Source organism: Halococcus salifodinae DSM 8989, assembly GCF_000336935.1.
GTDB classification, from domain to species: Archaea; Halobacteriota; Halobacteria; order Halobacteriales; family Halococcaceae; genus Halococcus; species Halococcus salifodinae.
In genome coordinates this window covers 279,972-306,114 of the sequence record NZ_AOME01000051.1, presented here as the reverse complement: position 1 = coordinate 306,114, position 26,143 = coordinate 279,972, and the positions used below count along the sequence as shown (strand labels likewise).

Genomic DNA, 26,143 nt, shown 5'->3' with positions numbered 1-26,143 from the left:
GCTCTTATTCCAACATCCGCTAGTAGAACACCACAAAAACTCAATACACCAACTGGTGTGTTTTAGATACGTCTTCTATATGGTTCATAGCAAGCGCGGAGACTGGTGCTCTGGATGGGGTGTGAGGTGACATTCTGGTTCCACAGAAACTATTAACAGATTGCAGACGATTGCTGGAAGCGTATGCCATTGGATGATTGGGATCCCGAAAACCACCCGGATTCAATTCAAGTCGACGCATTAGACGAGACGGTTGCAATGCCGTTTGGACAGACAACCGATATTTATGGCCAAATTGCCCTAAGTCCCATACAGCAACTGGAGGAATTATATGACAATATGACGAATGTATTGGAGGGTCAAGAATACGCTACCGATGCACACGCGGATACAATAGGTCAGTATAACCGCATCATTGCTGAATTAGACAGTACTGGGGATGAGGCGGATCTTGATGAATTTTTGCTCCGACTCATGAGAGAGGGGTTAGTCTCTGATGTGTATGCCTCTGAAATAGATGCCTACGAGGAACGACTTCCGAAAGAGCAGAACGAAGTCGTAAATGAAATTTCGAAGAGTGTAACCGATAAACCCAGGGAAGAGGTATCAGTAGATAACATCCAAAATTCATTGCGGGAAAACATCCACGCTCATCCCGATACATCGTAACACAGCAGTTTCTCGAACCAATCGTTCGGTGAGTTGAGCTTCAGTTCGAGGAAGCCGAGGTATTTCTGGAGGTGATGTTTCGAGACACCTCGGAACTTCGCCAGCCACTGGCGGAGGAAGCTATGGCGGTTCTCGCAGGTGTTCGTGTGAGCGTCACCGATCACGTAGGTCTCGGAGTGGGTGACGGCCAGATGGCCGTCCACCCCCTCCTTGTCCTCGATGTCGTCGTAAATCGTGTAGCCATCGGTGCAGAGGATGACGCTTCCATCGCCGTACTCGGCGATATCTTCGTCAGCATCTTGTAGGTTCTCACAGACCAGAAACCGAACTCGTCCGTCATCCCGACGGACGAGTGTCAGGACTGGCGGTTTGTCTGATCCGAAGGTTCCGCGTCCTTTTTTGAGAGTCCGCGCGAGCGCGGACTCCCGTTCTCGTCTTCGAGTCCTTTCTCACCAGCCGTGACGTAGACCTCATCGGCTTCACACACGTTGTAGAGGTCGAATTCGTCGATATCACCGCTGACGTCCTGGACTTTGTGGACGAAGTTNGCCGTGACGTAGACCTCATCGGCTTCACACACGTTGTAGAGGTCGAATTCGTCGATATCACCGCTGACGTCCTGGACTTTGTGGACGAAGTTAAGGACGGCTTCGTAGTCTCGGTCAAGGTCCCGAGCGATCTGAGCGGTCGGCTCAGATCGCATCTCCTTGACGATGTAGAACATCTCTTCGAGTCCGAACCGATGCTGCCAGAAGATCGTNACACACGTCACCGTCTCGCCGAAGCGGGCGAGACGGAGACGCTCGAAGCATCGCTCACGCGGTGGAAGGAAGACCTGAGCTGACTCCTCGTCCATCGTTAGCCGATGTTTGATCCTCCAACGGAATTGGCGTTACGATCTATCGAGATGAGCGAACATCCAATCATTGAGAGAGTCTACGTCGTATGATGCGACTTTTATAGGATCTGTCGGTTCAGAGCCGATTCTGACGTATTTTGCGACGGTAGTGGGAGTGATTGAACACCGTACCAGTTGGATCATCCATGAAAGGTTCATTGATGACGAATACAAAGAGGACCCAAAGGACTCCAATAACTCAGAGACATGGGAACTGATTCGTGGTGTTAGCGGCCTAAATGAATCCCAAAGAGAACGATGGCTACTTCGAACCGGAGTCATTGATGAGGGTCTGCACGGAAATTTGGCAGCGATTAGAGGAATGAGGAATGAAATTGTGCATGATCCTCTTGCGCCTGCTATGGTGTTTGCATCCCCTAATGAGATTCAGGAAATCGGAGAAAAGGGCTTGACAGCGGCTCGGAAGTTAACAGAGAAACTGAACGAAGAGGTAGTGGACAGCACGCATTAACTGGGGTGAGCATCCAATTGTTCTGATCTTCTACTATTGGGCCATGAGATTTCTCAGAGAGGAATCAGCGGGGAGATGGAAACTCACTCATATCCCCACTCTGGATGTTCTTCAGCGAATTCTTCTACTAGCTGTTCTAGAAACATCGGCGTCATCGTGGTCCACTCCTCACGCTCCTCGGACGGGAGATACTCGTGGACCGACCGTGGCGCATCGAGGGTGTAGCGCTCGTCGAGAAACGCCCGAACGCCGACCTCCTCGGGCCCTCGGATGACCCGGCCGATGGCCTGGCGTGCGCGCCGGACCGCGGGCACGGTGAGCGCGTACTCGAAGGCCTTGTCCTCCCCGAACGCCGCGCCGTAAGCCCGCCGCACGGCGCGAATCCGCGGCGAGGCGACGTTCACGAGCGGGACGCCGACGACCGCGCAGGCGCTTAGTTTCGCGCCGTCGTAGTCCACGCCCTCGGTCAGCGTCCCGCGTGTCGAGGTGACGAGCACCTTCCCATCGTCGGCGAAGAAATCGCGTTTGAGGGCTTCGGTGGTCTCGGCGCTCGACGGTTCGTCGACGAGGACGGGTTTTGCGACCGACTCCGCGAGGCGCTCGGCTGCCCACGCTGCCTCGCGGTAGCTCGGCATGCAGACGAGCACGTTGCCCGGACTCTGCGCGATCTCCCGGAGCGCGTAGGCGTAGGTCTCGCGGACCTCGCTTTCGGAGTCGGGCGGGCCGCGATTTCGTGCGGTGAACGCCGGCACGTCGACGATCCAGCTCGCGCGGTTTGCGGCGGGGAAGGTCAGATCGTACGTCCGCTCGGTGATCGGTCGCTCGACTTCTGAGTGTTCGTCGCTGGCCGACTCGGCCCCGGCAGCCTCGCCGTCAGCGTTCGCCGCCCCGCCGTCACCGTCGCCCGATTTCGGACCCTGGAGATCGACGCCATCGGGAACGTCCGGGATGTCCGGGGCGTCCGGGGCGTCGGCTCCATCGGCCGAGTCGGTCACGAGTCGGTCGAGCCCGACACACTCCCGAAAGACGTCCATCGGTTCGAGTGTGGCGCTCATCAACACTCCACCACCGAGGTCCGCAAAGCGCTCGCGGAGATCCGCCGCCGGCAGGCAGTCGTAGCATTCGAGCGCCGCGGTGTAGTGGCGTCGCCATTTGTCACTGTGTTCGCGGTCGGTGCGTTCGAGTGTCACCTCCCGAAAGTACGCAGCGTGGTCGTTGGTCCACCAGTTTCTCATCAACCGGCCGACGCTGCCGCAGACACAGCTCCGATCCGGATCGACCGTTTCGAGCACGTCCTCGACTGCCGCACCCACAGTATGAAGCGATTCACAGAACGCCTCGGAGTAGCCCGCCTCGGCCGCCCACTCGGTGAAGTCGTCGGGCTCGTCGACCGCGGGATCGCGGAGCGGGATCTCGGTTCGCTCGGGGAGGTCGCCGCGTTCGGCCGCCCGGTCGAGGTCATCGAACTCCTCGTCGAGGTGGGACTCGACTCGGCGATCGAGCCAGTCGATGGCGTCGTCGTAGAACTCTCTCGTCTGTGCGAGCGCGTCGGTCGAGAGTTCCCAGCTCGCGAGCTGGCTGGCGATCGCCTCGCGATTCTCTCGCGACTGGCGCGCGTACGAGGCGAGCTGGGCGACGTCGTTTCGCGCGCGCCGGAGCGACACGCTACCGATCCGGTCGCTCAGGAGGTCCCGAACCCGCCCTTCTAGCCTGTGAGCCTCGTCGACGATCACGAACGTCCGCTCGTCGACCACGCCGTCGGTCAGAACGCGTGTCCGGGGGTCGAACAGATGGTTGTAGTTGCCGACGACGACGTCCGCATCTTCGAGCAGCGCCCCCATCGCCCGATGGGGGCAGGTTCCTGCGGGGACTGCGCCGGCGAGCAACTCTTCGGTCGTGACGACGCCGCTCTCACCGTCGGCGAAGCTCACTGGCGAGCCCTTCTCGCGGGCGTACCAGTCCGCCTCGAACGGGCAGAACACCTGCTCGCGGTCGCTCTCGGTCATCGCCTCGGGGGCTGCTGGCCGGCCCGTCGAGTACGGTGCGTCGACGCCCGCCGTCGAGAGCCCCTCGTCGAGCGTGCGCCACGAGTCGGCGTCGATCTTGGCCGAGTCGACGAGTTCGGCCGCGCGGCCGGCGTCCCACCACGCCTCGCCGCCGTCGTCGCCCGCGACGAGCCCCGCGGTGGTCTCCCGAAGGTCCTCGCAGGCGTCCTGCACCCCGCGGTCGAACGCGTCCGCGCGCTCGTACGGACAGAGCGCGGGCTTGCCGACGAGTGCGAGTCCCGCAAACGGCTCGTCGAGGTCGGCGTTGATCGCGCGGAGGTCCTGGATGAACTGTCGGCGTTGCTGTTTGACCGGCGTCGCCACCACGACGTTGTCGTAGCGGTCGGTGTTCCGGAGGAGGTGGCCGGCAGCCGCGAGCGCGGCCATCGTCTTCCCGGTGCCGCAGGCACCCTCCATGACGAGGTAGCCCCCCTCCTCGCCGGCGTCGATCGCGGCCTCGATCGCGTCGGCCTGGTTCGCGTACGGCTCCTCGTAGCCGAAGAACCCGTGCCAGTCGTGTTCGCTCTCACGATCGCCCTCGGCAGCGTGGCTGGCGGTCCCATCGCCCGTGACGGCTGTCTCGTCTCGACGTTCGTCGCCGCTCATCGATCGTAGTCTGGATTCCGGCGGCATCCGTTATAGACTGTCGGTCCGCGAAACGGCCACCGCTGTTCGGCGTGACGGTTCGCGCCCTTCTGTCCCGAACGGAGGCCCGGTGCTGGCGCATCGATGGACACGGTTTTGTCGGTACTCGCCCCCGTTTCCGCATGGCCGACTACGGAAAGGTGGACGCCGACTTCTTCGACGAGCACATCTATCCGCGCCTCGGCGCTGATCGGGCAGATGTCGCACTCGGACCGCAGCACGGGGTCGATTTCGGAGTTCTGGAGATCGGTGAACGGGGCGTCGTGGTCGCGACCGATCCGATTTCGATCCTTCCTCAGTTGGGGTTCGAACGGGCCGGCCGGTTCGCGCTCGACGTGGTGCTCGCCGACGTGGCCGTCAGCGGCCTTCCACCCTCGTTTCTCTCGATCAACTTCAGCTTACCCCCGGAGATAACCGACGAGGAGTTCGCGACGCTCTGGGCGGCGATCGACCGCGAAGCCACCGATCTCGGGACGAGCGTCGTGGCGGGACACACGGCGCGGTATGAGGGCTGTTCGTTCCCGTGGGTCGGCGGCGCGACCGCGCTCGCGGTCGGCGATCCCGACGAAATCGTCAGGCCCGACGGCGCGCAACCAGGTGACCGACTCGTGCTCACGACCGGCCCCGCCGTCGAGGCGGTCGGCCTCCTGACGACGCTGTTCGGCGATCGAATGGACCTCCCTGCAACGACACTCGAAACCGCCAGGAAACGACTTGACGACACCGACACCGTTCGGGACGCGCTCGCCGCCGCGGCCGCTGGGCCGGTCACCGCGATGCACGACGTCACGGAAGGCGGGCTTGCCAACGCGCTCTGTGAGGTCGCCGGGAGCGCGGGCGTCCGCCTCGATGTCGACCGCGAGGCAGTGCCAATGAGGCCCGGCGTCGAGCCCGTCTGTGAGTACCTCGACATCGATCCGTGGACGGCGACCAGCTCCGGCTCTCTCCTGATCGCGGTCGATTCGGAAAACGTCGAAAGCGTTCTTGCGGCGCTCGACGATCGGGAGACGACTGCGGCCGTCGTCGGCACCGTTGCCGAGGGAGCCGGCGCGCACGTCGACGGCGAACGGATCGAGCGCCCGGCCGTCGATTCCTCGTGGGGCGTGTACGCCGACTACGCCGCCGGGGAGAAGGAGTCGTAGTCGTAGTCGTCGCGTCGCTCGAAACGTCGCGTCGGCCGACGTCGTTTTCGGTGGCTCAGACGACGCCGGTCACGCTCGCAACCTCGCGCGCGGCGGCCTCGTTCATCCCGTTGCCGAGAATGGTGTAGCGATCCCGGATCCCGTGGGCGGTCGTGAGCGCCTCGATCACGTCGGCCTCGTCGATGCCGAGATCCTCGGCGGTGGTGGGTGCGCCGATCCTGGCGAGCGCGTCGCGGACGTTCCGCCACTGGCCCTCGTCGCCGGTGTGGAGATACTCAGTCAAGATCGAACCCACACCGACCTGGTGGCCGTGGAGCGCCGCGCCCGGCGCGATTCGGTCGAGCTGGTGGCTGAAGAGGTGTTCAGCGCCGCTGGCCGGCCGCGAGGAGTCCGCGATACTCATCGCGACCCCCGAGGAGACCAGCGCTTTCACGACGACCCACGCCGACTCCTCCAACCCCTGCTTGATCGAGTCGGCGTTGTCGACGAGCATCTCGGCGGTCATCCGGCTGAGTGCACCCGCGTACTCCGAGTATTCGACGTTCTGGAGACGGTTTGCGAGTCGCCAGTCCCGGACCGCGGTGTAGTTCGAGATGATGTCGGCACAGCCCGCCGTCGTCAGCTCCCACGGCGCGTCGGCGATGATCTCGGTGTCGGCGATCACCGCCAAGGGCGGCTCGGCGGCGACCGAGTGGCGGGTGTCGCCCTCGGGAACCGAGCCACGCCCCGAGACGATCCCGTCGTGGCTCGCGGCGGTCGGCACCGAGACGAACCCCATGCTCAGCGAGTCACTCGCCATCTTCGCGATGTCGATCGGCTTGCCGCCGCCGACGCCAACGAGAAAGCCCGCCTCCTCCGCCTCGGCGGTCTCGATCACCCGCTCGACTGCCCCGAAGCTCGCCTCCTCGACCACGACCGTCGCGGGCTCCGTTCCCGTGGCGGCGAACCCCTCGACGACACGCTCGCCGGCCACTTCCTGAGCTGTGGGGCTGGTGACGATCAGGGGTCGTCCGGCGAGATGGAGCTCGGCCACGGCCTCAGTGGTTTGCGAGAGGACGCCGTGGCCAACCACGACGTTTCGTGGGAGACGGATCCACGTCGATTTGTCGAACATGACGCGTTCTCGGTGGCACGAGCCAAACCGTTTTCTCTCCGGATCGGGAATTCACCACACAAATCGTCTCCCGGACTCCCTCTCGGTACCGTCCACAGTGAGCGAGAATCACCTGCCGGATCACACAACCATCAGGTTCGTTCGTCCGACACGACGTGGGCGTAGTAGTTGAAGAGATCCGTCCACGACGGCTCCTCGATGTGTATCCCGTCGTCGGCTGCGGCCCGCTCGGCCTCGACATCGGGTCCGAGGAATCCGCGGCGGCCGGCGTCACCCTCGAAAAATCGCCCGGTGCGAACCAACTCACGGACTTTCTCAATGTCAGCACGGGCCGTCGTCCGTACGATCGGCGGTACACCATCAAGCAGCGCCTCCGAGCCGTCGTCCGCGACGATCCGACCGTCCGCGACGAAGACCACTCGGTCGGCTGCGCGGGCGTCCCGGGGTGTGTGACTCGTCATGACGACCGTCGCTCCATCGTCCGCCCGTTCTTCGAGCAGCGCGTGGAACCGATCGACCGTCGTGAGATCGAGTGCCGCGGTCGGCTCGTCGAGTAGATAGAGCGGCACGTCGACGCTCAGCGTGGCCGCGAGTTCGAGCTTGCGAACCATTCCGCTGGAGTAGTCCCGCACCTTGCGGTCGAGATCGTCGGCGAGATCGAGTCGCTCCGCGATCGCTCGCCATTCACCGGTTGCGGCGGGATGGAGGTCGGCGTAGTATTCGAGGTTCTCCCGACCGGAGAGTTCGGGGATGGCGAGGGCGTTCTGGAGCATGAAAGAGAGCTGCGCGCCGGCGAACGAAGGTTGCTTGCCGAACACTCGTATCTCGCCCGCCGACGGATGGAGGCCGCCCGCGAGACACGCCAGGAGCACCGTCTTGCCGACACCGTTCGGTCCCATCAGTACCGTGGTCTCGCCGTTCCGGACGTCGAGATCGATCCCGCTGAGAACCCCTCCGCCGTCACCGTCGAAACGTTTCGTCACGCCGCGAGCCTCGATGACGGCCTCGGAATCGGTTCGGTCGATCTCGTGATCCCCGGCGTCCGTGGCAGCCGTCGTTCGATCGTCAGTCACGTTCATTCACCCCCGTCGCCTGCATAGATGTAGCGGCGCATGACCACCGATGCGACCGCTCCGATGACGACGGTGTACCCAGCGAGCAGCGCGAGATACTCCGGCCCGGTCGGCAGCGGGGGCGGCGAGAGCGGTCCGTTCGGCCCGATCGTCGTGAGGTGATAGATCCCGAGCCGCGCCGCGAGCGCGTTCGGGACGTAGTTGACGAGTCCGGGCAGCGGTTCGGGCATCAGTCCCGGGACGAGGCCGTTGTAGCCCGTCACGAAAAAGAGGCCGAGCACGAGCATGTTCGTCACGCCGACAATGTACTCGCCCTCGTCGATCACCGCCGCGACCAGCACGGCGGCCGCCACCGAGAGCAGACAGAACAGAAACAGGCTCGTCAGCACGATCGGTATCGATAGCAGTCCCCGGAGCGCGAACGACGCTCCGGTGACGAGCCCCACCGCCAGTACGAGCGAAAACGATACCACAGCAAGGGCGAACCCACCCACGAATCGGCCGAGAACGTCGGCTGACGGCGCGATCGGCAGCGAACGAAGCTTCCGATAGCGCTTGTTGGTGAGATCGGCGCTCAACGTGGCAGCGAAGATGACGAGTGTGACGCTGAACGCTCCGAACACCCCGAACGCGACGGCGTTCGACGCCTTGTATGCGCCCGAAGACGGGCCCTGTGGAACGATGACGCCGAACAACACGTAGAAGAATACGGGCGAGACGAGGCCCCAGAACAGGGCGCTCCGGTTGCGGAACAGTTCCCGGAGCGTCCGGAGCGCGAACGCCTTCACCTGGTGAAGCCACGGGACGGCCGTCGTCGGTTCGTATCGGTCCTGGACGGTCGTGGTGGGTTCGGTGTCCGTCGCCATCGTTATCGGTTGGGCCCAGGACAGACGACCGAAACGGCGGTGTCGTCCGTGTCAGTCGGTTCGTCCAGCCTCGCGTCTGTTCGTGCGAACGATCCACATTGATTCATTCGATCAGCACGTCGTTGGTTCGTCACTTATCGCTTTCCGGGAGAGCACTCCAGTTACGGATTTGAACTGTATGCGCAGAAAGGTTTTGCACGACGCCCCGCCAGTTCAGGTATGAGCGCTCAAGCGGAGCGGCGACCCACGCCGACGGAGGCCTTCGAGGTGCTAGGCCACGAGACACGGCTGGCTATCATCGAGGAGTTAGCGAAGCCCCGGCGGACCGAGTGGCGCGTTGCGGGCCTTCCGTTCGCCGAACTCCGCAAGGCGGTCGGTGTCGAGGACGCCGGAACGTTCAACTACCATCTGCAGGCGCTTCAGGACCACTTCGTCGGGAAACTCGACGGCGAGTACGTCCTCCGGAACGCGGGCTTTTACCTCGCCGGCGCGATCCGCGCGGGAACCTACACCGAACGCATCGAACCACGTCGGACGGAGACCGATCAGGAGTGTCCGGAACACGAGGCGGCCATCGAAGCGGTCTACGAGGATGGGTTCTTCCGGCTCGAATGTCCCGAGCACGGGATGATCAGTGCGAACGCGCTGCCGCCCGGTGCGGCGCTCGGACGCACGATGGACGATCTCCTCGCGCTCGCAGACCGAGACACGCGGCGCATGGTCGAAAAGATCCGTGAAGGGTCCTGTCCGCACTGTTGGGGACCGATGGAGACAACCGTTCCCTCTACGCCGTCGCCGCGACTCGCCGAGGGGGAGACCACCGAGGTACTGTTCGCGCGGTTTTCCTGCGCTCGGTGCGGAATGGATGCATGGAGTCCGGTCTCGATCGCCGTCCTCGACCACCCGGCAGTGGTCTCGTTTTACCACGAGCACGGCATCGACATCCGGAAGCGTAGCACGCTCGAAATCAGCTTTCAGGACAGTTCAACCGGCACCGTTCTCACTGAGGATCCGATCCGGATCGCCATCGAGTTCGAACTCAGCGGAGACGTGCTTCGGCTAGTTCTCGACGACGAACTGGCGGTCGTCGACACCGACTGATTGGACGAGCCCGTCGTTCAGAGCGTATCCAACACCGAGAGCACGCGCTCCTCGGCCTCTCGATCGGGGCCGTTCTCACGGCCGGTGCGATCGCTCGCCTGGTGGTCCTCGACCGTCCGTTCGAGCGCCGTCCCGATCGGCGTCGCTTCCCAGCCCAGCTCCGCGAGTTTCGCGGTCGAGAGGACGTGGGGATACGACCGGTAGAGCGGGAAGTCGTCGGGCGCGAGGTCGGCCGCACCGAGTTCGCGCTCGTTCGCCGTCACGATCTCGATCTCGGTGTCGAGGGTGTCGGCGATCAGCTCGACCCACTCCGAGAGCACCGGCAGTCGGCGGTCGCCGGTGTTGTAGGTCTCACCAGGCGTGCCTTCCTCGGCCACCGTTCGGAGGGCGCTCGCCACGTCCGGTGCGAACACGAGATGCCAGAGGGAGTCGCCGTCGCCGGGGACGATCACGCGGTCGTGATTGACTACTCGATCGATCCAGTAGTCGAACCGCTCGGTGTAGTCGTGTGGTCCGTAGACCACGGGCGGGCGGACGCTCATCGCGTTCACGCCCTCGTCGGCGGCCGCGGCGACCGCGCGATCGATCTCGGCTTTTCGGGGGCCGTAGCTGTCCATCGAGTCGTCGGCCGCCTGCTCGTCGGTGCAGCCGTGGAGCGCGGTCGTGTCCTCGCGTTTCGGGATCTCTTCGTCGTCGTAGGCCGACCCGCTCGAAATCACGACGTAGGCCTCACAGTCGGCGAACACGTCGGTCGCGTGGCGCACCTCGCCCGGATGGTAGGCCACGCAGTCGATCACGATGTCTGGATCGACCTCGCGGGCGGCGCGTTCGACCGCGTTCTCGTTCGTCCGGTCGCCCGCGACGTGCGCGACGGCCTCGTCGTCGGCGAACGGGTTCTCGTGGTTCCCGCGGTTGAAGACGGTGACGTCGTATCCGTCGTCGAGTAGCTCCCGGACCGTGTGGCGGCCGATGAAGCGCGTGCCGCCGATGATCATGGCGTGAGACATCGACGACCCTGCGGGCGGCCGCGAGATAACAGTTGTCGGTCGCGACGACTGGTTTCACTCGGTGTGAACGGCTCGTCGTGCTCACGGTTCCGGTGATCGGGGGTCGCCCTCGGTCTACTGTTCACCGTGTGCGAAACTCACTATGTAACCCACTATTTTGCCAATGGCAAACTTTATCTAACAGAAGTTAAATCCCTCCGGAGCTAACCAGGTGTATGGAGAAGCGATCCACGCAGAAGAACGACCGAAACGAGTTCAGACCATATCTTCCGGCGATGCCCCAGGCGTCCGCCGAGCCGACTCGAATCGAGCGGTTCCTGACGCGGCTGTTCCGCCGTCGTGGCGGTCTCCGGCGCGTCGTCCGACCGAAGCACCGCTAGCCGACGCCGCCATCGAACGGCGACGAGCGTGAGATATAGATAGCTGGCCGACGCCGATCACCATATGGACTGGCTTCGGGACAACGCGCTCGCCGTCTGGCTGGGGGTGTTGCTCGTCTCCGGTATTCTTCTGACCGTCGTGCTCGGGTACGTCGGACTCGTGGTCTCGACCGCACTCGGCAGCGGGGCGGGAGCCGTCGGCGTTCTGTCCGGGCTCGCGTTTCCCTATCTCCCCATCGTGGCCGTGCTGGTGGTGACCACGGTGATCTCGGGGCTCGGATTCAGTTGGTCGCTGCTGCGCCGGCTGTCGATCCCACGGAGCAAGCGGCTCCAGTCGGCGGCCGAGCGCGTCGAACGCAAGTACCCGGCGATCGACGGAGTCGGGCTGTCGGGAGTGGTTTCGCCGCCGGAGCCGTCGGCCGAGGACGCCCTCGACGACCTGAAACGCCGGTACGTCGCGGGCGAGATCGACGAGACGACGTTCGAGCGCAAGCTTGACCGCCTGGTGGCGAACGAATCGGTCGACGACGCCACCGCCGCCCGCGAGCGCGATGCCGTTCTGGACGAGCGATCGTCCTGAGCGACAGTCGATTTCGGGGCGTTCGGACAACCGATCCATCACTTTCACACGGAATCAGTCGCGCGAAACACGTCCGCTACGAATCACGGTACAACTGAGAACCGCAGGCCACGCGCTCCCGCGCGCCGGCTGCAAAGTCGATCGTCGCTGGCCGTCTCAGTCCGCGCCGCCCTCGACGACCGGCCGCTCGCCGCCCGCGGTCGTCGCGTGGGCGGGCGGCTGCGTTCGCACGTCGGCGCTCTCGCGCTCGGCGATGACCTCGGCGTAGGCGTCGGGCATCACTTTCACGACGTGTTCTAGCTCCGACTCCCAGTTGTCGAGGACGTACTCGCCCCGATCCGAGCCGGTGTAGGCGACGTGGTTCTCGACCAGTCGACGGAGCATTTCCTCGTCTTTGTCCTCCAGTTCCCGAGTGGTGCTCACCATGCCGTGGTTGACCGACGACTCGAAGTCGCCCTCGCGGTCGAGGACGTACGCGACCCCGCCGGACATTCCGGCAGCGAAGTTTTTGCCTGTCTCGCCGAGCACCGCGATCGCCCCGCCGGTCATGTACTCGCAGCCGTGGTCGCCGACCGACTCCACGACGCCCTTCACGCCGGAGTTCCGGACTGCGAAGCGCTCACCGGCTTTCCCATTGACGTACACCTCGCCCTCGGTCGCGCCGTAGAGTGCAACGTTGCCGATCAGAACGTTCTTCTCGGGCTCGTACGGCGCTCGCTCGGGCGTGTTGACGACGAGCTTCCCGCCCGAGAGCCCCTTCCCGACGTAGTCGTTCGCGGTCCCAGTCAGGTTCATCGTGACGCCCGCCGCGAGGAAGGCCCCGAAGCTCTGGCCCGCGACGCCGTCGAAGTCGATGGTGATGGAGTCCTCGTCGAGCCCATCGCCGCCGTGAGCGTTCGAAATCCGGTTCGAGAGGGTCGCGCCGACCGCACGGTCGACGTTCGAAATCTCCCGGTCGAGATGGACGGGTTCGCCGCGCTCGATGGCGGGCTCGGCGTCGGCGATCAGGTCGTGGTCGAGCTGGCCGTCGATCTCGTGGTTCTGCTCCCTGGTCTTGGTCCGCTGCTCGTCACCACTTTCATCTCCGTCCCTATCTGCGTCGCCATCGGCCCACGGCTCGGCGAGCACCGCGGAGAGATCCAGCTTCTTCGCCTTCTCTTGGGTGACGTCGTCGCGCTGGCGGAGGTGGCTGGGCCGGCCGACCATCTCCTCCACAGTACGAAAGCCGAGATCGGCCATGATCTCGCGGAGCTCCTGGGCGATGAACGTCATGTAGTTCACGACGTGTTCGGGCTCGCCAGGAAATCGGTCGCGGAGCTCCTCGCGCTGGGTCGCTACCCCCACCGGGCAAGTGTTCTCGTGGCACTGTCGGGCCATCACACAGCCCGAGGTCACGAGCGATGCGGTCCCGAAGATGTACTCCTCCGCGCCCAACAGCGCCGCAACCGCGACATCGCGACCGGTCTTCATCCCGCCGTCGGCAGACACCCGGATACGAGAGCGGAGCTTGGTTTCCCGAAGCAGCTGGTTCGCCTCGGCGAGTCCGAGCTCCCACGGCAGTCCCGCGTTCTTGATCGAGGTGCGGGGGCTCGCACCCGTGCCTCCGGAGTGGCCCGAAATGTGGACGACATCAGCGTTCGCCTTCGCCACCCCGGCCGCGATCGTCCCGATCCCCGCCTCACTCACGAGTTTGACGTTGATGTCGGCGTCGGGGTTCGCGGCCTTCAGGTCGTGGATGAGCTGTTTGAGGTCCTCGATCGAGTAGATGTCGTGGAGCGGCGGCGGCGAGATCAACCCGACTCCGGGAGTAGCGTACCGAACGTGCGCGATCATCTCGTTGACCTTCTTGCCTGGCAGGTGGCCGCCCTCGCCTGGCTTGCTCCCCTGGGCCATCTTGATCTGGAGCTCGTCGGCCGAGGAGAGATACTCCGAGGTGACGCCGAACCGCCCCGACGCGACCTGTTTGACGTTGCACTCCTTCTCGGTGCCGAACCGTTCGGGTGGCTCGCCGCCCTCGCCGGTGTTCGATTTCGCGCCCAGCCTGTTCATCGCGATTGCATTGGTCTCGTGCATCTCGGGCGAGAGACTCCCGAGGCTCATCGCCGCCGTCGAGAACCGCTCGACGATCTCGTGGACCGGTTCGACTTCCTCGATCGGAATCGGCTCTCGGGAACTGTCGAACTCGAGGAGGCCCCGGAGCGTCTGGAGCTCCTCGTTCTGGTCGTTCATCAGCTGGGCGAACTCCTGGTACTGCTCGTAGTCGCCCCGCCGGACGGCTTGCTGGAGCGCGCCGACACTTTTTGGATTCCACTCGTGGAAGATGCCGTCCGATCGGTGTTCGTACTCGCCCTGGCGCTCGATGTCGGGGTCGTCGCCGAACGCGACCGCGTGGCGGTCGTGGAGATCGGCCTCGATCTCGTCGAGCCCGATCCCCTCCGTCCGGGCGGCCGTGCCCTCGAAGTACTCCACGACGAAATCCGAATCCAGCCCGACGGCCTCGAAGATCTGCGCGCCCTGGTAGCTCTGGACGGTGGAAATCCCCATCTTCGACATGATCTTTAGCAGGCCGTCTTCGAGCGCGTCGACGTACGACGCGACCGCCTCCTCACGCGCCGCGCCATCCGCGCCAGCCGTGAGGTCCGCGATGGTCTGATAGGCGAGGTAGGGGTTGACCGCGCCAGCGCCGTAGCCCACGAGCGTCGCGAGATGGTGGACTGCCCGGGGATCACCGGACTCGACCACGAGACCGACGTGGTTCCGGAGTCCGTTCCGGACGAGGTGGTGATGGACCCCGCCGGTCGCGAGCAGGCTCGGGATCGGCACCCGCTCGTCGCTCGCCGCCCGATCGGAGAGCACGAGCACGTCGTGGCCCGCCTCGGCCGCGGCGGTGGCCGCCTCGCGGACGCGTTCGACCGCGGTTTCGAGGTCGCCGGCCCCGTCGGTCCCGTCCGCGGGCTCGTACGTGATGTCGATCGTTTTCGTGGTGAGGCCGTTCGCGCCGTCGCCGTCCATTCCCTTGATCGCGGCCGTTGCGGCGTCCGAGAGCACTGGCGAGTCACACACGAGCTGGCAAGCGTGAGCGGGCGACTCGTCGAGGAGGTTGCGCTGGTGGCCGAGCCTGGTTTCGAGCGAGGTGACGAGCTCCTCGCGGATGTAATCCAGCGGCGGGTTGGTGACCTGCGCGAACAGCTGTTTGAAGTAGGTGAAGAGGGGGCGGTTGAACTGCGAGAGAACTGAGAGTGGAGTGTCGTCGCCCATCGACCCCACGGGGTCTTTCCCTTTGGTCGCCATCGGTTCGAGCAGGTTGTCGAGCTCGTCGTGGGTGTAGCCGTAGAGCGCCTGGTGGGCGCGCAGCCCGTCGACCGTCTCGTGTGGCTCGCGATCGGCGTGCTCGTGCGCCGCCTCGCCGGCGATGCCGTCGAGCTGGACCTGCTCCTGCTCGATCCACTCGGCGTACTTCGGATCGGCGAGGTCGTCGAACACCTCCGCGTCGGGGACGACCCGACCCTCTTCGGGATCGGCGAGGAACAGCTGGCCTGGTTCGAGCCGGCCGCGCTCCTTGACCTCGGCCGGATCGAGATCGAGCGCGCCGGTCTCGCTTGCCATCACCAGCCGGTCGTCGGTCGTGACCTCGTACCGACAGGGTCGGAACCCGTTGCGGTCAAGCACCGCCCCGACTCGGGTGCCGTCGGTGGCTGCCACCAGCGCGGGGCCGTCCCACGGTTCCGAGAGCGAGGCGTGGAAGTCGTAGAACGCCTCGCGGTCGTCGCTCATCTCGTGATCCTCGCCGCGGAACGCCTCCGGGATCAGGAGTCGCAGCGCGTGGGGCAGATCCCGGCCCGACTGCATGAGGAGTTCCAAGGCGTTGTCGACGCTCGCGGTGTCCGATTGGTTCTCGTCGGCGATGACGGGTTTCACGGCGTCTACGTCGAACGCCTCCGTGCTGACGTCGGTCTCGCGCGCGCGCATCCAGTTGACGTTCCCTTGGATGGTGTTGATCTCGCCGTTATGGATGATGCCCCGGTACGGATGGGCGAGATGCCACGCGCCGAGCGTGTTGGTCGAGAAGCGCGCATGGACGAGGACGAACGTCGAGTGGAGTCGAGAGTCGGTGAGGTCGGGGTAGTAGCCGGCGACCTGGTCGCCCTTCAGCAGGCCCTTGTAGACCAGCGTCTGTCGATCGAGCGAGCAGACGTAGAAGCGCTCGCTTCCGTCGAGATCGCGCTCCGTGATTCGCTTCTCGATGGCGCGCCGACCGACGTACAGCCGATGGCCGAACGTTTCGTCGTCGATCGAGTTCTCAGGAACGACGAACGCCTGATAGACGGCGGGTTCGGAGTCGAGCGCCGTCTGTCCGAGATCGCTGTTGTCGGTCGGGACCGCCCGCCAGTGACGCACTGCAAGATCGTGCTCGGCGAGCGTGTCGGCGACGAGGGTCTGTAGCTCCTCGCGTGCTCCGTCGTCCTGCGGGAAGAACAGCGAACCGACCGCGTAGGTATCGGGAAGTGAAATATCGAGTTCGTCGGCGAAGAAGTCGTGTGGGGTCTGGACCATGATTCCCGCGCCGTCGCCGGTCGACTCCTCGGCTCCGGTCGTCCCGCGGTGTTCGAGGTTCGTGAGGAGTTCGAGCCCGTCGGCGACGACCGAACGATCGGCCCCGCCATCGAGGTCCATCACGACGCCAACACCACAGTTCGCCCGTACGTCCGTGGGATCGGCGAGGCCTGCAGTGGCCGCCGAACGCTCTCCGGAGAACGGTTGATCGGTCATATGCGGCCCGCTACCCCACTGGCAAATAAGAGGTTGTCCCTGAAAGACTATATGTGTGCCTGTACCAAATAAGGTAGTTTGTATTTCTGACGGACGGCTGTCAAACTCTCTCAGAAAATTCGAAACATGAGGGAGTAGTGACGAAGTCAGTACGACTTGGCGAAGTACGCCGTCTCGACTGCCGTATCGTCACAGACGACACACTCCTCGTGAACGGGGTCGGTGTCGCGCTCCAGCGGCACCATCACTATCTCGGCGGCGATCTCGTCTTTGATCGCGGCCTCGCAGTCCTCGTCGCCACACCAGCCGGTCTTCACGATCCCGCCGTGGCGACCGATGGTTCCCAGCAGCTCGTCGCGGCTCTCTGCCTCGCGAACGTTCTCTTCGAGGTCCTGCTCGGCGGCGGCGTAGAGCTTCGCGTGAATCGTGTCGAGGTGGTCGCTGACCGCCTCGACGATCCCCTCACGGTCCTCGACCGCGGACTCACCGTCGGGGCGGTGGACGACGGTCGCCTCATCACTCTGGACCTCGTTCGGCCCGATCTCGATCCGGAGCGGGACGCCCTTCAGCTCCCACTCGTTGAACTTGAAGCCGGGATTGCGCTCGTCGCGATCGTCGAGCTCCACTCGAACGTCCGCCTCGTCGAGTTCGGCGGCGAGGTCGGCGGCGTATTCGAGCACCTCGTCACGGGTGTCTTCCTGCCAGATCGGGACGATGACGACCTGTTCGGGCGCGAGCGTCGGGGGGAGGCTGAGTCCCTGATCGTCCGAGTGGGTCATGATCATCCCGCCGAGTGCGCGCCACGACAGCCCCCACGAGGCGGTGTGGGCGACGTGCTCGTTCTCGTCCTCGTCGACGTAGGTCACGTCGAACGCCTCGGCGAACCCATCACCCAGGTAGTGACTGGTCGCGGACTGGAGTGCCTTGCCGTCGGGCATCAGCGATTCGATCGCCGCGGTGGTGTGCGCGCCGGGGAACTTGTCGTGTTCGGGCTTTCGACCTTCGAGGACGGGGAGCGCGAGTACTTCCTCGTGGACCCGACGGTACTGGTCGAGGCGGAGCATCGTCTCCTCCCACGCGCTCTCCTCGTCGCGATGGGCGGTGTGGCCCTCCTGCCAGAGGAACTCCTTGGTCCGGATGAACGGCTTCGTATCCGTTGCTTCCCAGCGGACCACCGAACACCACTGATTCAGCCGCATCGGGAGATCGCGGTGGCTCCTGATCCACTGGCTCATGAACGGCGTGATGATCGACTCGCTGGTGGGGCGGACCGCGAGGCGCTCGTCGAGTTCGTCGCTGCCGGCCTGGGTCACCCACGCCACCTCGGGGTCGAACCCCTCGACGATCTCCTTCTCGCGTTCGAGGTAGCTCTCAGGGATGAACATGGGGAAGTAGGTGTTCTCCACCCCCGTCTCTTTGAACCAGCCGTCGAGATGGTCCTGAATGCGTTCCCAGAGCGCGTACCCGCGAGGGCGCGTGACGATGAACCCGCCCATCGGGGCGTAGTCCGCGAGACCCGCCTTCTGGACGACTTCGGCGTACCACTCGCCGGGGCTGTGCTCCTTCGACTCGGTGATGCCGAGTTCCTGTGTTTCCGGCTCGCTCATACGTACTGCTGTTTCCGGGGCGGCTTAAACGCGGTGTGGTTCGGTCGAACGCGGCGAACGCTGGATCGAGACGCGCGACAGTCGATCGTCGTCCTCATACGTCTTGCACTATTTATCCGGTAAGTTGATTTGTGCGCGGACGAATCCATCACGAATGGCAGAGAAAGACGCCAACGACCGACGAGACACGATCGATCGAACTCGGAACACCTCGCGGCGGCGGTTCCTGCAAACGGCCGGCGCGGTCGGCGTCGTGGGTGCGACAGGTCTCGCGGGCTGTAGCGGCGGTGGCGGCGGCGAGAACGGCTCGGGCGACAACGGTTCCGGTGGCGGTGAGACCGCCTCCGGTGGGGCGGACACCACATCCGGAAGCGGCACGGAAAGCGGCGGGGGCAACGAGAGCGGAAACGAGTCCGGCGGTGGCGGGGGCGGCAGCAGCAACCTCGTCTGGGACGCTGGCGGCACCGGCGGGACGTACTTCCCGCTCTCGAACGAGATCAAGCAGGTCGTCGAGGACAACACCGACTTCAGCCTCCAGGTTCGCTCGACGGGTGCATCGGTCGAGAACGTCGGCAGCCTCTCGGACGGCTCCGCCGACTTCGCGCTGATCCAGAACGACATCGCCTCGTTCGCGAAGAACGGCGAGGGGATCGAGGCCTTCGAAGGCAACGCCATCGAGAGCCTACGGGGTGTGGGGACGCTGTACCCCGAAACCATCACCGTCGTCACGCCGGGCGACAGCGATATCGCGTCGATTGCGGATCTGAGCGGCGCGACGATCAACACCGGTGACCTCGGTAGCGGGACGCAGGTCGACGCGCTCACGATCCTCGAAGCGATCGGCGTCTCGGATTTCACCGAGCAGAACACCGACTTCTCGCAGGCGGCCGAGCAGATCCAGAACGGCGACATCGACGCCGCGTTCATCGTCGGCGGCTGGCCGGTCGGCGCGATCGCCGAACTCGCCGAGACGAGTTCGATCGGGATCGTCCCCATCGAGGGCGAGGAACGCCAGCAGGTCAAGGAGGCCGCCAGCTTCTTCGCCGACGACGAGATCCCCGGCGGCACCTACGCGGGCATCGATGAGGCGAAGCCGACGGTCGCAGTGCAGGCGATGATCGCCACGACCACCGAAGTCCCCGAGGCCACCGTCGAGACCGTGACCGCCGCGATCTTCGACAACGTCTCCGATCTCACGATCAAGACGGAGTTCATCAGCGCCGGCTCCGCCCAGGAGGGGATGTCGATCGAACTCCACCCCGGTGCGGCGGCGTACTTCGAGTCGGCCGGTGGCGCTGGCAACGCGACCAACGCCTCGGATGGGAACACGACCGACGGCGGGATGACCACGTCGGATGGAAACATGACCGGCGGCAACGCGTCCGGCAATACGACGGAAGACAGCACGTCGATGGCCGAAACGACCGCATCGGACGCCGGAAACACGACCGACACCAACGCCTCGTAGTCTGCTGACGCGGCCGCCGGACGGGCCGTGAGCTTCACCGGTCCGCCCGGCTCTCGAACCGACGCGATGACCATCATCCGAACACGATCGCTCCGAGAATGACGACCGAACGTCTTCATCGATGACACGACGGCGACGGCTCCAGCGTGGCGTCCGCGTTCTCGTCGTGCTGTTGGCGTTCATCGTCGTGATCACTGCCGTCGCCGCGGCGACGCCCGCCAGCAGCGCGCTCGTCGTCGAAAACGCGAACAGTGGCGAACGACTGCTCGCCACCCCGGTCGACGAAGGGACGACGGTCGCGCTCAACTACACTCACAGCGTCGAGAAAACCCCGGTTCACGACATCTACACCGTCCACAACGGTAGCCTCGAAATGACACGAATGGAGTTCCAGTCGTACGGCTGGGGCCTGCCATCGCGGGCGAACGTGACACGTGAGAACGGGTGGTACGTCTTCGACCCGCCGGGCGACTACGAGGAGCTGTACGTCGAACCGGGACGGGTCGCGGGCCACCGACTCCGCGTCGGCGACCGGACGTATGATCTCGTGGCGCTCTCGAACGCGGAGGGCGTTCGGCTTCACGTCGCCGAACGCTCCGTTCTGCGGACTGCACTCGATAGAATCAACTGATGACCTCCGATCCACCACCGACCGACGATTCCGACGTATCGACCCCCGACACGGCGACCGCCACGCCATCCACCGCTCCGGCGACCGCAGACACCTCGCCGGAGCAGGACGCGGACGAACTCGTGGAGGAACTCGAACGCCGGCGCTCGCTCCGCGGACCCGCCGCCGTCGCCGTGCTCCTCATCGGGGTCACGTTCTCGGCGTTCCAGATGTGGCTCGCCGCACACGGGTTCATCTTCCAGCTCTCGCTCCCGCTCGTCGGTGAGGTCAGCCTCGGCTCGCTCCAGTCGTTGCAGGTCAACAGCCTCCACGTCACGTTCGCCCTCCTGCTCACCTTCCTGCTCTTCCCAGCGACACAGGGTGACGGCGCGCTCTCACGACGGCTGTCGCGGATCGTGCCCGCGCTCGAAACCCGTTTCGGGGAGACGAACCCCGTGACGCGCGGTGCACGCGGCGTCCGTGGTGGTGTTCGCTGGCTACTGCTCGATCCCGACCGCGACCGCGTGACGCCGATCGATGTCGTGTTGATGGTCGTTGCGGCGCTCTCGTCGCTCTACATGCTCACCGAGTTCGACGAGATTCAACAGCTCCGTGCGCTCGGGCTCGATGGCGGGCGTACGACCTCTGAAGTCTATCTCGACGCATGGCGCACGATTGCGGAGTTCGTCCCTTATCTCGATCTCGAGTTCGTCGTGAAGGCGGTGGCCGCACTCGATATCCCGTTCGCCGAGTCGTCGTATGCGTTCGTGCTCGGCGCGCTCGGCGTCCTGCTCGTGCTCGAAGCCACCCGACGAACGCTGGGGGTGTATCTCATGGGGATCGTCGGGATGTTCATCGTCTACGCCCGGTATGGCTTCTTGATCCCACGCGACGCGCCGCTGATCGGCGTGCTCGGCCAGATTCAACAGACCGCGTGGAGCGACGTCGTTCAGAACCTCTGGTACAACACCGCGAACGGCGTCTTCGGCGTTCCGGTCCGGGTGAGTGTTCAGTTCATCTATATTTTCATCCTCTTCGGCGCGTTCCTCGAGATGAGCGGTGCGGGCCGGTGGTTCATCGATCTCGCCTACAGCGCGACCGGCCGGCGGAAGGGCGGGCCGGCGAAGGCGTCGATCCTCGCGTCGGGGTTCATGGGCACCATTTCGGGCTCCTCGATCGCGAACACCGTCACTACGGGGGCGTTCACCATCCCGTTGATGAAGCGGACGGGCTATCGTGCCGAGTTCGCCGGTGGCGTGGAGGCGTCTGCCTCCTCGGGCGGACAGATCCTCCCGCCGGTGATGGGCGCAGCGGCGTTCCTGATCGTGGAGTTCATCGGCGTCCCCTTCGCCGACGTCATCGTCGCGGCGACCGTTCCCGCGCTCGTCTTCTTCTTCGGGGTGTGGGTGATGGTCCACCTCGAAGCCTCGCGAGCGGGGATCGGCGGCGTCGACGCGTCCGAGCTCGTCACGCTCCGTTCGCATCTCCGTCGGGGATGGTTCTACCTCCTCCCGATCGGGCTCTTGCTCTACTACCTGATCGGGGCACGACTGACGGTTGCACGTTCGGCGTGGTTCACGCTGGTCGCGATCGCCGCGCTGATCGCCCTCGTCGCGGCGTACAACGACCGGACCCAGTGGCCGCTGCTTGGCACGATCGCCGGTCTCGCGGCGGTCGAGTTCGTCTCCTACCTCGTCGCTGGGACGACCGTGGTCGGCGCACTCACCGGTGCGAGTGGCGCGGGGATGGCCCCGGCGGCGGCCGCCGCGGCCGTCGTTGGCGAACTCGGCTGGATCGTGCTCGCGGTGAGCTTCTTCACGCTGCTCGCGCGTCCACACGCCGACGCACCGTTACTCGACTACGATGATCAGGTCGACGAAGCTACGGAGACAGCAACTGGGACTCTCGGCCGCCCGCAGCTCGCCGACAACCGGGCTGTCGGTTACTTCTCGTTCGTCGTGCGGTCGATGGAGGCGGGTGCGCGCACCGCGACCCCGGTCGTGATCGCGGTCGCCGCCGCCGGCGTCATTCCCGGCGTCATCAGCACCACCGGCCTCGGACCGAACCTCACCACGCTGATCCTCAACGTCGCGGGCGGCTCGCTCGTCTTGCTGCTCCTGATCACTGCGATCTCCTCGATCATTCTCGGGATGGGGATGCCGACCACCGTGACGTACATCATCCTCGTCGCGCTGCTCGGGCCCGCGATCGCGGCGTTCGAGGTGCCGCTGTTGGCCGCACACCTGTTCATCCTCTACTTCGGCGTGATCGCCGACATCACGCCGCCGGTGGCGGTCGCGGCGTACGCGGCATCCGGGGTCGCGAAATCCGATCCGTTCCAGACCGGTATCGAGGCGTTCTCGCTCTCACTCAACAAGGTCATCGTGCCGTTCGCGTTCGTCCTGGTGCCGGGGATCGTGATGCTCCGACGGATCCCGGGTGTGGATCCGGACGCCGACCAGGTCTATCGGGTCGTCGGATTCAGCGACGTGCTCGATCTGGGTTACTTCGTTCCCGAGGTACTCATCCCGATCGTGGGGGTGTTCCTCGGTGTCATCGCGCTCGGAGCGACAGTCATCGGCTTCCTCTACACTGACGTCTCCCGGTTCGAACGTGCGCTGTTCGCGCTCGCCGCACTCCTCCTGATGGCTCCCGGGCTGCTGTTCAACAGCGTCGAGAGCCTGCTCGGGTTGGTCGAGATGAACGTCGGGTTCGGGACGATCGTGCTCGATCTCGCACTGCGCACCGTCGGCGGAGTGCTGTTCGGCGCGCTCGCGCTCGCTAACCGGCGACGATCGGGATCGGGTGCCGAACCGACCGAGCAGACGGAGCCAGGCGCGTCGGAAGCCTGAATCAGCTCGCGGACGTGGCAGTCGCGGTCTTGCTTACTCAGTCCGTCCCGGCGCTATCTGGGGTCTGCTGGGCGATGCGTTCACTCGCCCGCGCGACGAACTCCTCTGGGAGGTCGCCGATCTCGCCGGCCTGAACCCGCCAGAGGTTGGCGTACAGCCCATCGGCCGCGATCAACTCGTCGTGGGAGCCGCGTTCGGCGATCCGGCCGTCGTCGAGCACGAGGACCGTGTCGGCGTCGCGCACCGTCGAGAGCCGGTGGGCGATCGCAAAGGTGGTCCGGTCGGCGGCGAGGTCGTCGATCGATCGCTGGATCAGGAGCTCAGTTTCGGTGTCGACCGCCGAGGTGGCCTCGTCGAAGATCAGGATGGCGGGGTCTTGGAGGATGGTCCGTGCGATCGCGACCCGCTGGCGCTGGCCACCGGAGAGTTTCACGCCGCGCTCGCCGATGTCGGTATCATACCCCTCGGGAAGATTCGAAATGAACTCGTGGGCTTCCGCGCGCTGTGCGGCCTCGACGACTGCCGCGTCGTCGGCGTCGAATTTCCCATACCGGATGTTCTCCCGAACCGTGCCGTCGAACAGGAAGTTCTCCTGGCCGACGTAGCCGATCGACCCGCGGAGGCTTTCGAGCGTGAGATCCCGGACGTCGTGGCCGTCGAGCCGAATCGAACCTTCGTCCACGTCGTAGAGACGCAGAAGCAGTTTCAGAACTGTCGTCTTGCCCGCGCCGGTCGGGCCGACGAGGCCGACGGTGTCGCCAGGTTCGACGGTGAAATCGATGTCGCGGAGCACGTGCTCGTCGTCGTAGCCGAAGGTAACGTCGTCGTACTCCACTTGGCCTTCGACGGTATCGAGCCCGGTCGCGCCGGGGGCGTTCTCGATCGAAACGGGAATGGACATCAGCCCGAGGATGCGCTTGGTGGAGGCTTTGGCGTCCTCGTAGCGGTCGACGATGGTTCCCATCTGTGAGAGGGGTTCGACGAGGCGCTGGGTTAGGAGGAGAAAGATGACGAGATCGCCCGTGGAGAGGGTTCCCGTGAGGGGCCCGGGGGCCGTGCCGGTAACGACCCAAAGACCGCCGACGACGAACGTGAGGACGAACGAGATCGAGATCAACGCCTCCAGCCCGGGACGATAGATGAAGTTGAGTCGGAGCGCGAGCCAGTCGAGGCGGAAGTAGTTGTACGAGTGCTCGCGCACGCGCTCGTCCTCGTACTCTTCGGTGTTCGAGGACTTGATGACCTCGATCCCGCCGAGGTTGTTTTCGAGGCGGCTATTTAAACTGCCGACCGACGAGCGGACATCGGCGTAGCGCTCCTCCGCGACCCGCATGAACCAGTAGGTGAACGCCCCGGCGACCGGGATCACGGCGAGCGTGACTGCCGCGAGCTGGGGGTTGATCGCGGTCAGGATCGCGGCCGTTCCGAGAATCAGTACCCCGAGCTGGATCGCCTCGCCCATCATCGAATCGAGGAACTGTTCCAATCGATTGGTGTCGTTCGAGAGAATGCTCATGAGCTCGCCAGTCTGCATCTCGTTGAAAAACTCCATGTCGAGACGCTGCATCCGCTGGTAGCTCGCGGTCCGGACCTCGTGTTTGACTCGGTGCGAAAAGAGGTTGAGCGTGGACTGCCGGACGAAGTTCAGAACGGCGGCCCCGACCATCGCGACCGCCATCACGGCGACCGCGAACCAGAACTGTGCCGCTGTGGACTCCGGCAGCCACACCGTCGGAACGTACGGCAGCGTGAACGCCTTGGTGTTCTCGAAGAGCGAGTCGATCGCGACCCCGAGGAGTACCGGCGGGATCAGCGAGAGAAAGCGTGCAATCGTGCTCGACAGCACGCCGACGGCGAACCAGCGGCGGCTCCCCCGACCGAACTCGACGAACAGTCGGAGCAGCGGGTGATCGATCGTCTCGCGTTGCTGTTCGATGTACTCGGCGTCGAGAGTGTGGTCCGAGCTCACGGGTGGCTCTGCGCGGTTGGCTGCCGTCGGTGAAACCGGTTGGGGAAGCCCGCGTGTCTGACCGATACTTTCGGCTTCACTACCGAACGCATCGTGCGCACCGTGCAAACACGATCACGAGCGGGAGTCGTCGAAAGCGACCGCGAACGGACTTTCGCTCGTGGTCCAGTCCCACCCCGGCAAGCGTGTCTGAAAGCCGGCCGCGAGCGCGGCGTCGAGGTCGTCGAGCCCCGCCGTACCCTCGGTGTGGGTCGTGACGTCGGCGTAGTGGAAGGTGGCCTCGCCGAGCAGTCGAAGCGGCTGATTCCCAGCGATGGCCCCGGCAAGCTCGCGGCCCAGCAGCTCGTCGACGACGAAGCCCGGATAGTCGCCCTCGACGTCGAGTTCGCGCAGCAGGCGCGAGAGCGCGGCGACGTTCACCGCGAGGTCGACGTCGGCGAACACCACGTCGACTTCCGCACGGTACGTTTCCGGCGAGACGCTGTCGACCTCGGTATCGAAGGCGGCAGCGAGGTCGGTCCGGACGTCGTTGAGCAGCGGCACCACGGTCGGGGCGCGCTCTGTGATCCACTCGCGCTCGTCGGCGACGGTGGCCGGGGTGAGGCGCATACGGCAGAACGGAGTGCTGGCGGGGTACGCTTTGCGAAAGGTTTTATTACCGTCACCCGATAGGAGCAGATACACGCGGGTTCTCCGGGCTCTCAGCAGTCCACTGTCACGAGTCCGGACCCACGCGTCGTGCGGACCGAACGACCTCCAGAGAGTATTGTATGCCACAGTCCGTGCCTCTCGCGAACGGTTCCCGTCCACCGAACGGACCGACCCACACCGGCGATCAGGGATCGGTCCGACCGGGAGCCGGGGGCGACGCCGGA

18 protein-coding genes are annotated in these 26,143 nt (G+C 64.8%); 8 read left to right on the top strand and 10 right to left on the bottom strand.

What is annotated here, in order from left to right:
- The first annotated feature begins 183 nt into the window (after nt 1–183).
- Nucleotides 184–669, top strand: coding sequence for a hypothetical protein (locus C450_RS08725; RefSeq protein WP_005042714.1), 486 nt, complete (start codon nt 184–186; stop codon nt 667–669).
- On the opposite strand, the gene C450_RS20750 is transcribed toward C450_RS08725, so the two are convergent.
- Both C450_RS20750 and C450_RS08710 read right to left on the bottom strand, forming a co-directional pair.
- Nucleotides 651–1,525, bottom strand: a protein-coding gene (locus tag C450_RS20750; protein WP_085945724.1) for an IS1595 family transposase whose coding sequence is annotated in 2 segments (ribosomal slippage) — nt 651–1,072 and nt 1,072–1,525 — 876 coding nt in all. Because the reading frame shifts where the segments join, the coding sequence is not laid out codon by codon here. The two genes, C450_RS08725 and C450_RS20750, sit on opposite strands and share 19 nt — an antisense overlap.
- A 597-nt stretch (nt 1,526–2,122) precedes the next feature.
- Nucleotides 2,123–4,690 carry an ATP-dependent DNA helicase gene (locus C450_RS08710; protein ID WP_005042711.1) on the bottom strand — a complete coding sequence of 856 codons (2,568 nt, stop codon included), beginning with the start codon at nt 4,688–4,690 and terminating at the stop codon, nt 2,123–2,125.
- A gap of 161 nt (nt 4,691–4,851) precedes the next feature.
- On the opposite strand from C450_RS08710, the gene C450_RS08705 reads away from it, so the two are divergent.
- Nucleotides 4,852–5,871, top strand: a complete 1,020-nt coding sequence (locus tag C450_RS08705) for an AIR synthase family protein (RefSeq protein WP_005042710.1) — start codon at nt 4,852–4,854, stop codon at nt 5,869–5,871.
- Between the two features lie 55 nt (nt 5,872–5,926).
- Here C450_RS08705 and C450_RS08700 read toward each other — a convergent pair whose 3' ends face one another.
- From C450_RS08700 to C450_RS08690, 3 genes are all read right to left on the bottom strand, one after another.
- Nucleotides 5,927–6,985 carry an NAD(P)-dependent glycerol-1-phosphate dehydrogenase gene (locus C450_RS08700; RefSeq protein ID WP_005042707.1) on the bottom strand — a complete coding sequence of 353 codons (1,059 nt, stop codon included), beginning with the start codon at nt 6,983–6,985 and terminating at the stop codon, nt 5,927–5,929.
- Between the two features lie 131 nt (nt 6,986–7,116).
- The gene (locus C450_RS08695; RefSeq protein ID WP_005042705.1) at nt 7,117–8,064 is read right to left on the bottom strand and encodes an ABC transporter ATP-binding protein; all 948 of its coding nucleotides are present in this window, start codon (nt 8,062–8,064) and stop codon (nt 7,117–7,119) included.
- A complete protein-coding gene (locus C450_RS08690; protein WP_005042703.1) occupies nt 8,061–8,924 on the bottom strand; it encodes an ABC transporter permease in 864 nt (287 codons plus the stop codon). Before C450_RS08690 ends, C450_RS08695 begins: the two co-directional genes overlap by 4 nt.
- Before the next feature lie 219 nt (nt 8,925–9,143).
- On the opposite strand from C450_RS08690, the gene C450_RS08685 reads away from it, so the two are divergent.
- Complete coding sequence (locus C450_RS08685) at nt 9,144–10,025, top strand: winged helix-turn-helix domain-containing protein (RefSeq protein WP_005042700.1); 882 nt, start codon at nt 9,144–9,146, stop codon at nt 10,023–10,025.
- Nucleotides 10,026–10,042: 17 nt separating this feature from the next.
- Here C450_RS08685 and C450_RS08680 read toward each other — a convergent pair whose 3' ends face one another.
- Entirely contained in the window at nt 10,043–11,032 is a 990-nt protein-coding gene (locus C450_RS08680; protein WP_005042697.1) for an NAD-dependent epimerase/dehydratase family protein, read from the bottom strand.
- 215 nt (nt 11,033–11,247) lie between these two features.
- Here C450_RS08680 and C450_RS22075 point away from each other — a divergent pair, with 215 nt between their 5' ends.
- Complete coding sequence (locus C450_RS22075) at nt 11,248–11,412, top strand: hypothetical protein (RefSeq protein WP_161606949.1); 165 nt, start codon at nt 11,248–11,250, stop codon at nt 11,410–11,412.
- 64 nt (nt 11,413–11,476) lie between these two features.
- Entirely contained in the window at nt 11,477–11,992 is a 516-nt protein-coding gene (locus C450_RS08675; protein ID WP_005042694.1) for an SHOCT domain-containing protein, read from the top strand.
- Between the two features lie 156 nt (nt 11,993–12,148).
- Here C450_RS08675 and gltB read toward each other — a convergent pair whose 3' ends face one another.
- Nucleotides 12,149–16,762 carry a glutamate synthase large subunit gene (gene gltB, locus C450_RS08670; RefSeq protein WP_005042692.1) on the bottom strand — a complete coding sequence of 1,538 codons (4,614 nt, stop codon included), beginning with the start codon at nt 16,760–16,762 and terminating at the stop codon, nt 12,149–12,151.
- Nucleotides 16,763–16,908: 146 nt separating this feature from the next.
- Complete coding sequence (gene proS, locus C450_RS08665; protein ID WP_005042690.1) at nt 16,909–18,369, bottom strand: proline--tRNA ligase; 1,461 nt, start codon at nt 18,367–18,369, stop codon at nt 16,909–16,911.
- Nucleotides 18,370–18,523: 154 nt separating this feature from the next.
- On the opposite strand from proS, the gene C450_RS08660 reads away from it, so the two are divergent.
- The 3 genes from C450_RS08660 to C450_RS08650 all read left to right on the top strand — a co-directional run bounded on the left by C450_RS08660 (nt 18,524) and on the right by C450_RS08650 (nt 23,299).
- Entirely contained in the window at nt 18,524–19,837 is a 1,314-nt protein-coding gene (locus C450_RS08660) for a TAXI family TRAP transporter solute-binding subunit (protein WP_005042686.1), read from the top strand.
- 121 nt (nt 19,838–19,958) lie between these two features.
- A complete protein-coding gene (locus tag C450_RS08655; protein WP_005042684.1) occupies nt 19,959–20,468 on the top strand; it encodes a DUF1850 domain-containing protein in 510 nt (169 codons plus the stop codon).
- Nucleotides 20,468–23,299: a TRAP transporter permease gene (locus C450_RS08650; RefSeq protein WP_005042682.1), complete on the top strand. Its 2,832-nt coding sequence runs from the start codon at nt 20,468–20,470 to the stop codon at nt 23,297–23,299. Before C450_RS08655 ends, C450_RS08650 begins: the two co-directional genes overlap by 1 nt.
- Before the next feature lie 37 nt (nt 23,300–23,336).
- Here C450_RS08650 and C450_RS08645 read toward each other — a convergent pair whose 3' ends face one another.
- Nucleotides 23,337–25,268 carry an ABC transporter ATP-binding protein gene (locus C450_RS08645; RefSeq protein WP_049909972.1) on the bottom strand — a complete coding sequence of 644 codons (1,932 nt, stop codon included), beginning with the start codon at nt 25,266–25,268 and terminating at the stop codon, nt 23,337–23,339.
- A 114-nt stretch (nt 25,269–25,382) separates the two neighbouring features.
- The gene (locus C450_RS08640; protein ID WP_005042678.1) at nt 25,383–25,877 is read right to left on the bottom strand and encodes a hypothetical protein; all 495 of its coding nucleotides are present in this window, start codon (nt 25,875–25,877) and stop codon (nt 25,383–25,385) included.
- Between the last annotated feature and the right edge of the window lie 266 nt (nt 25,878–26,143).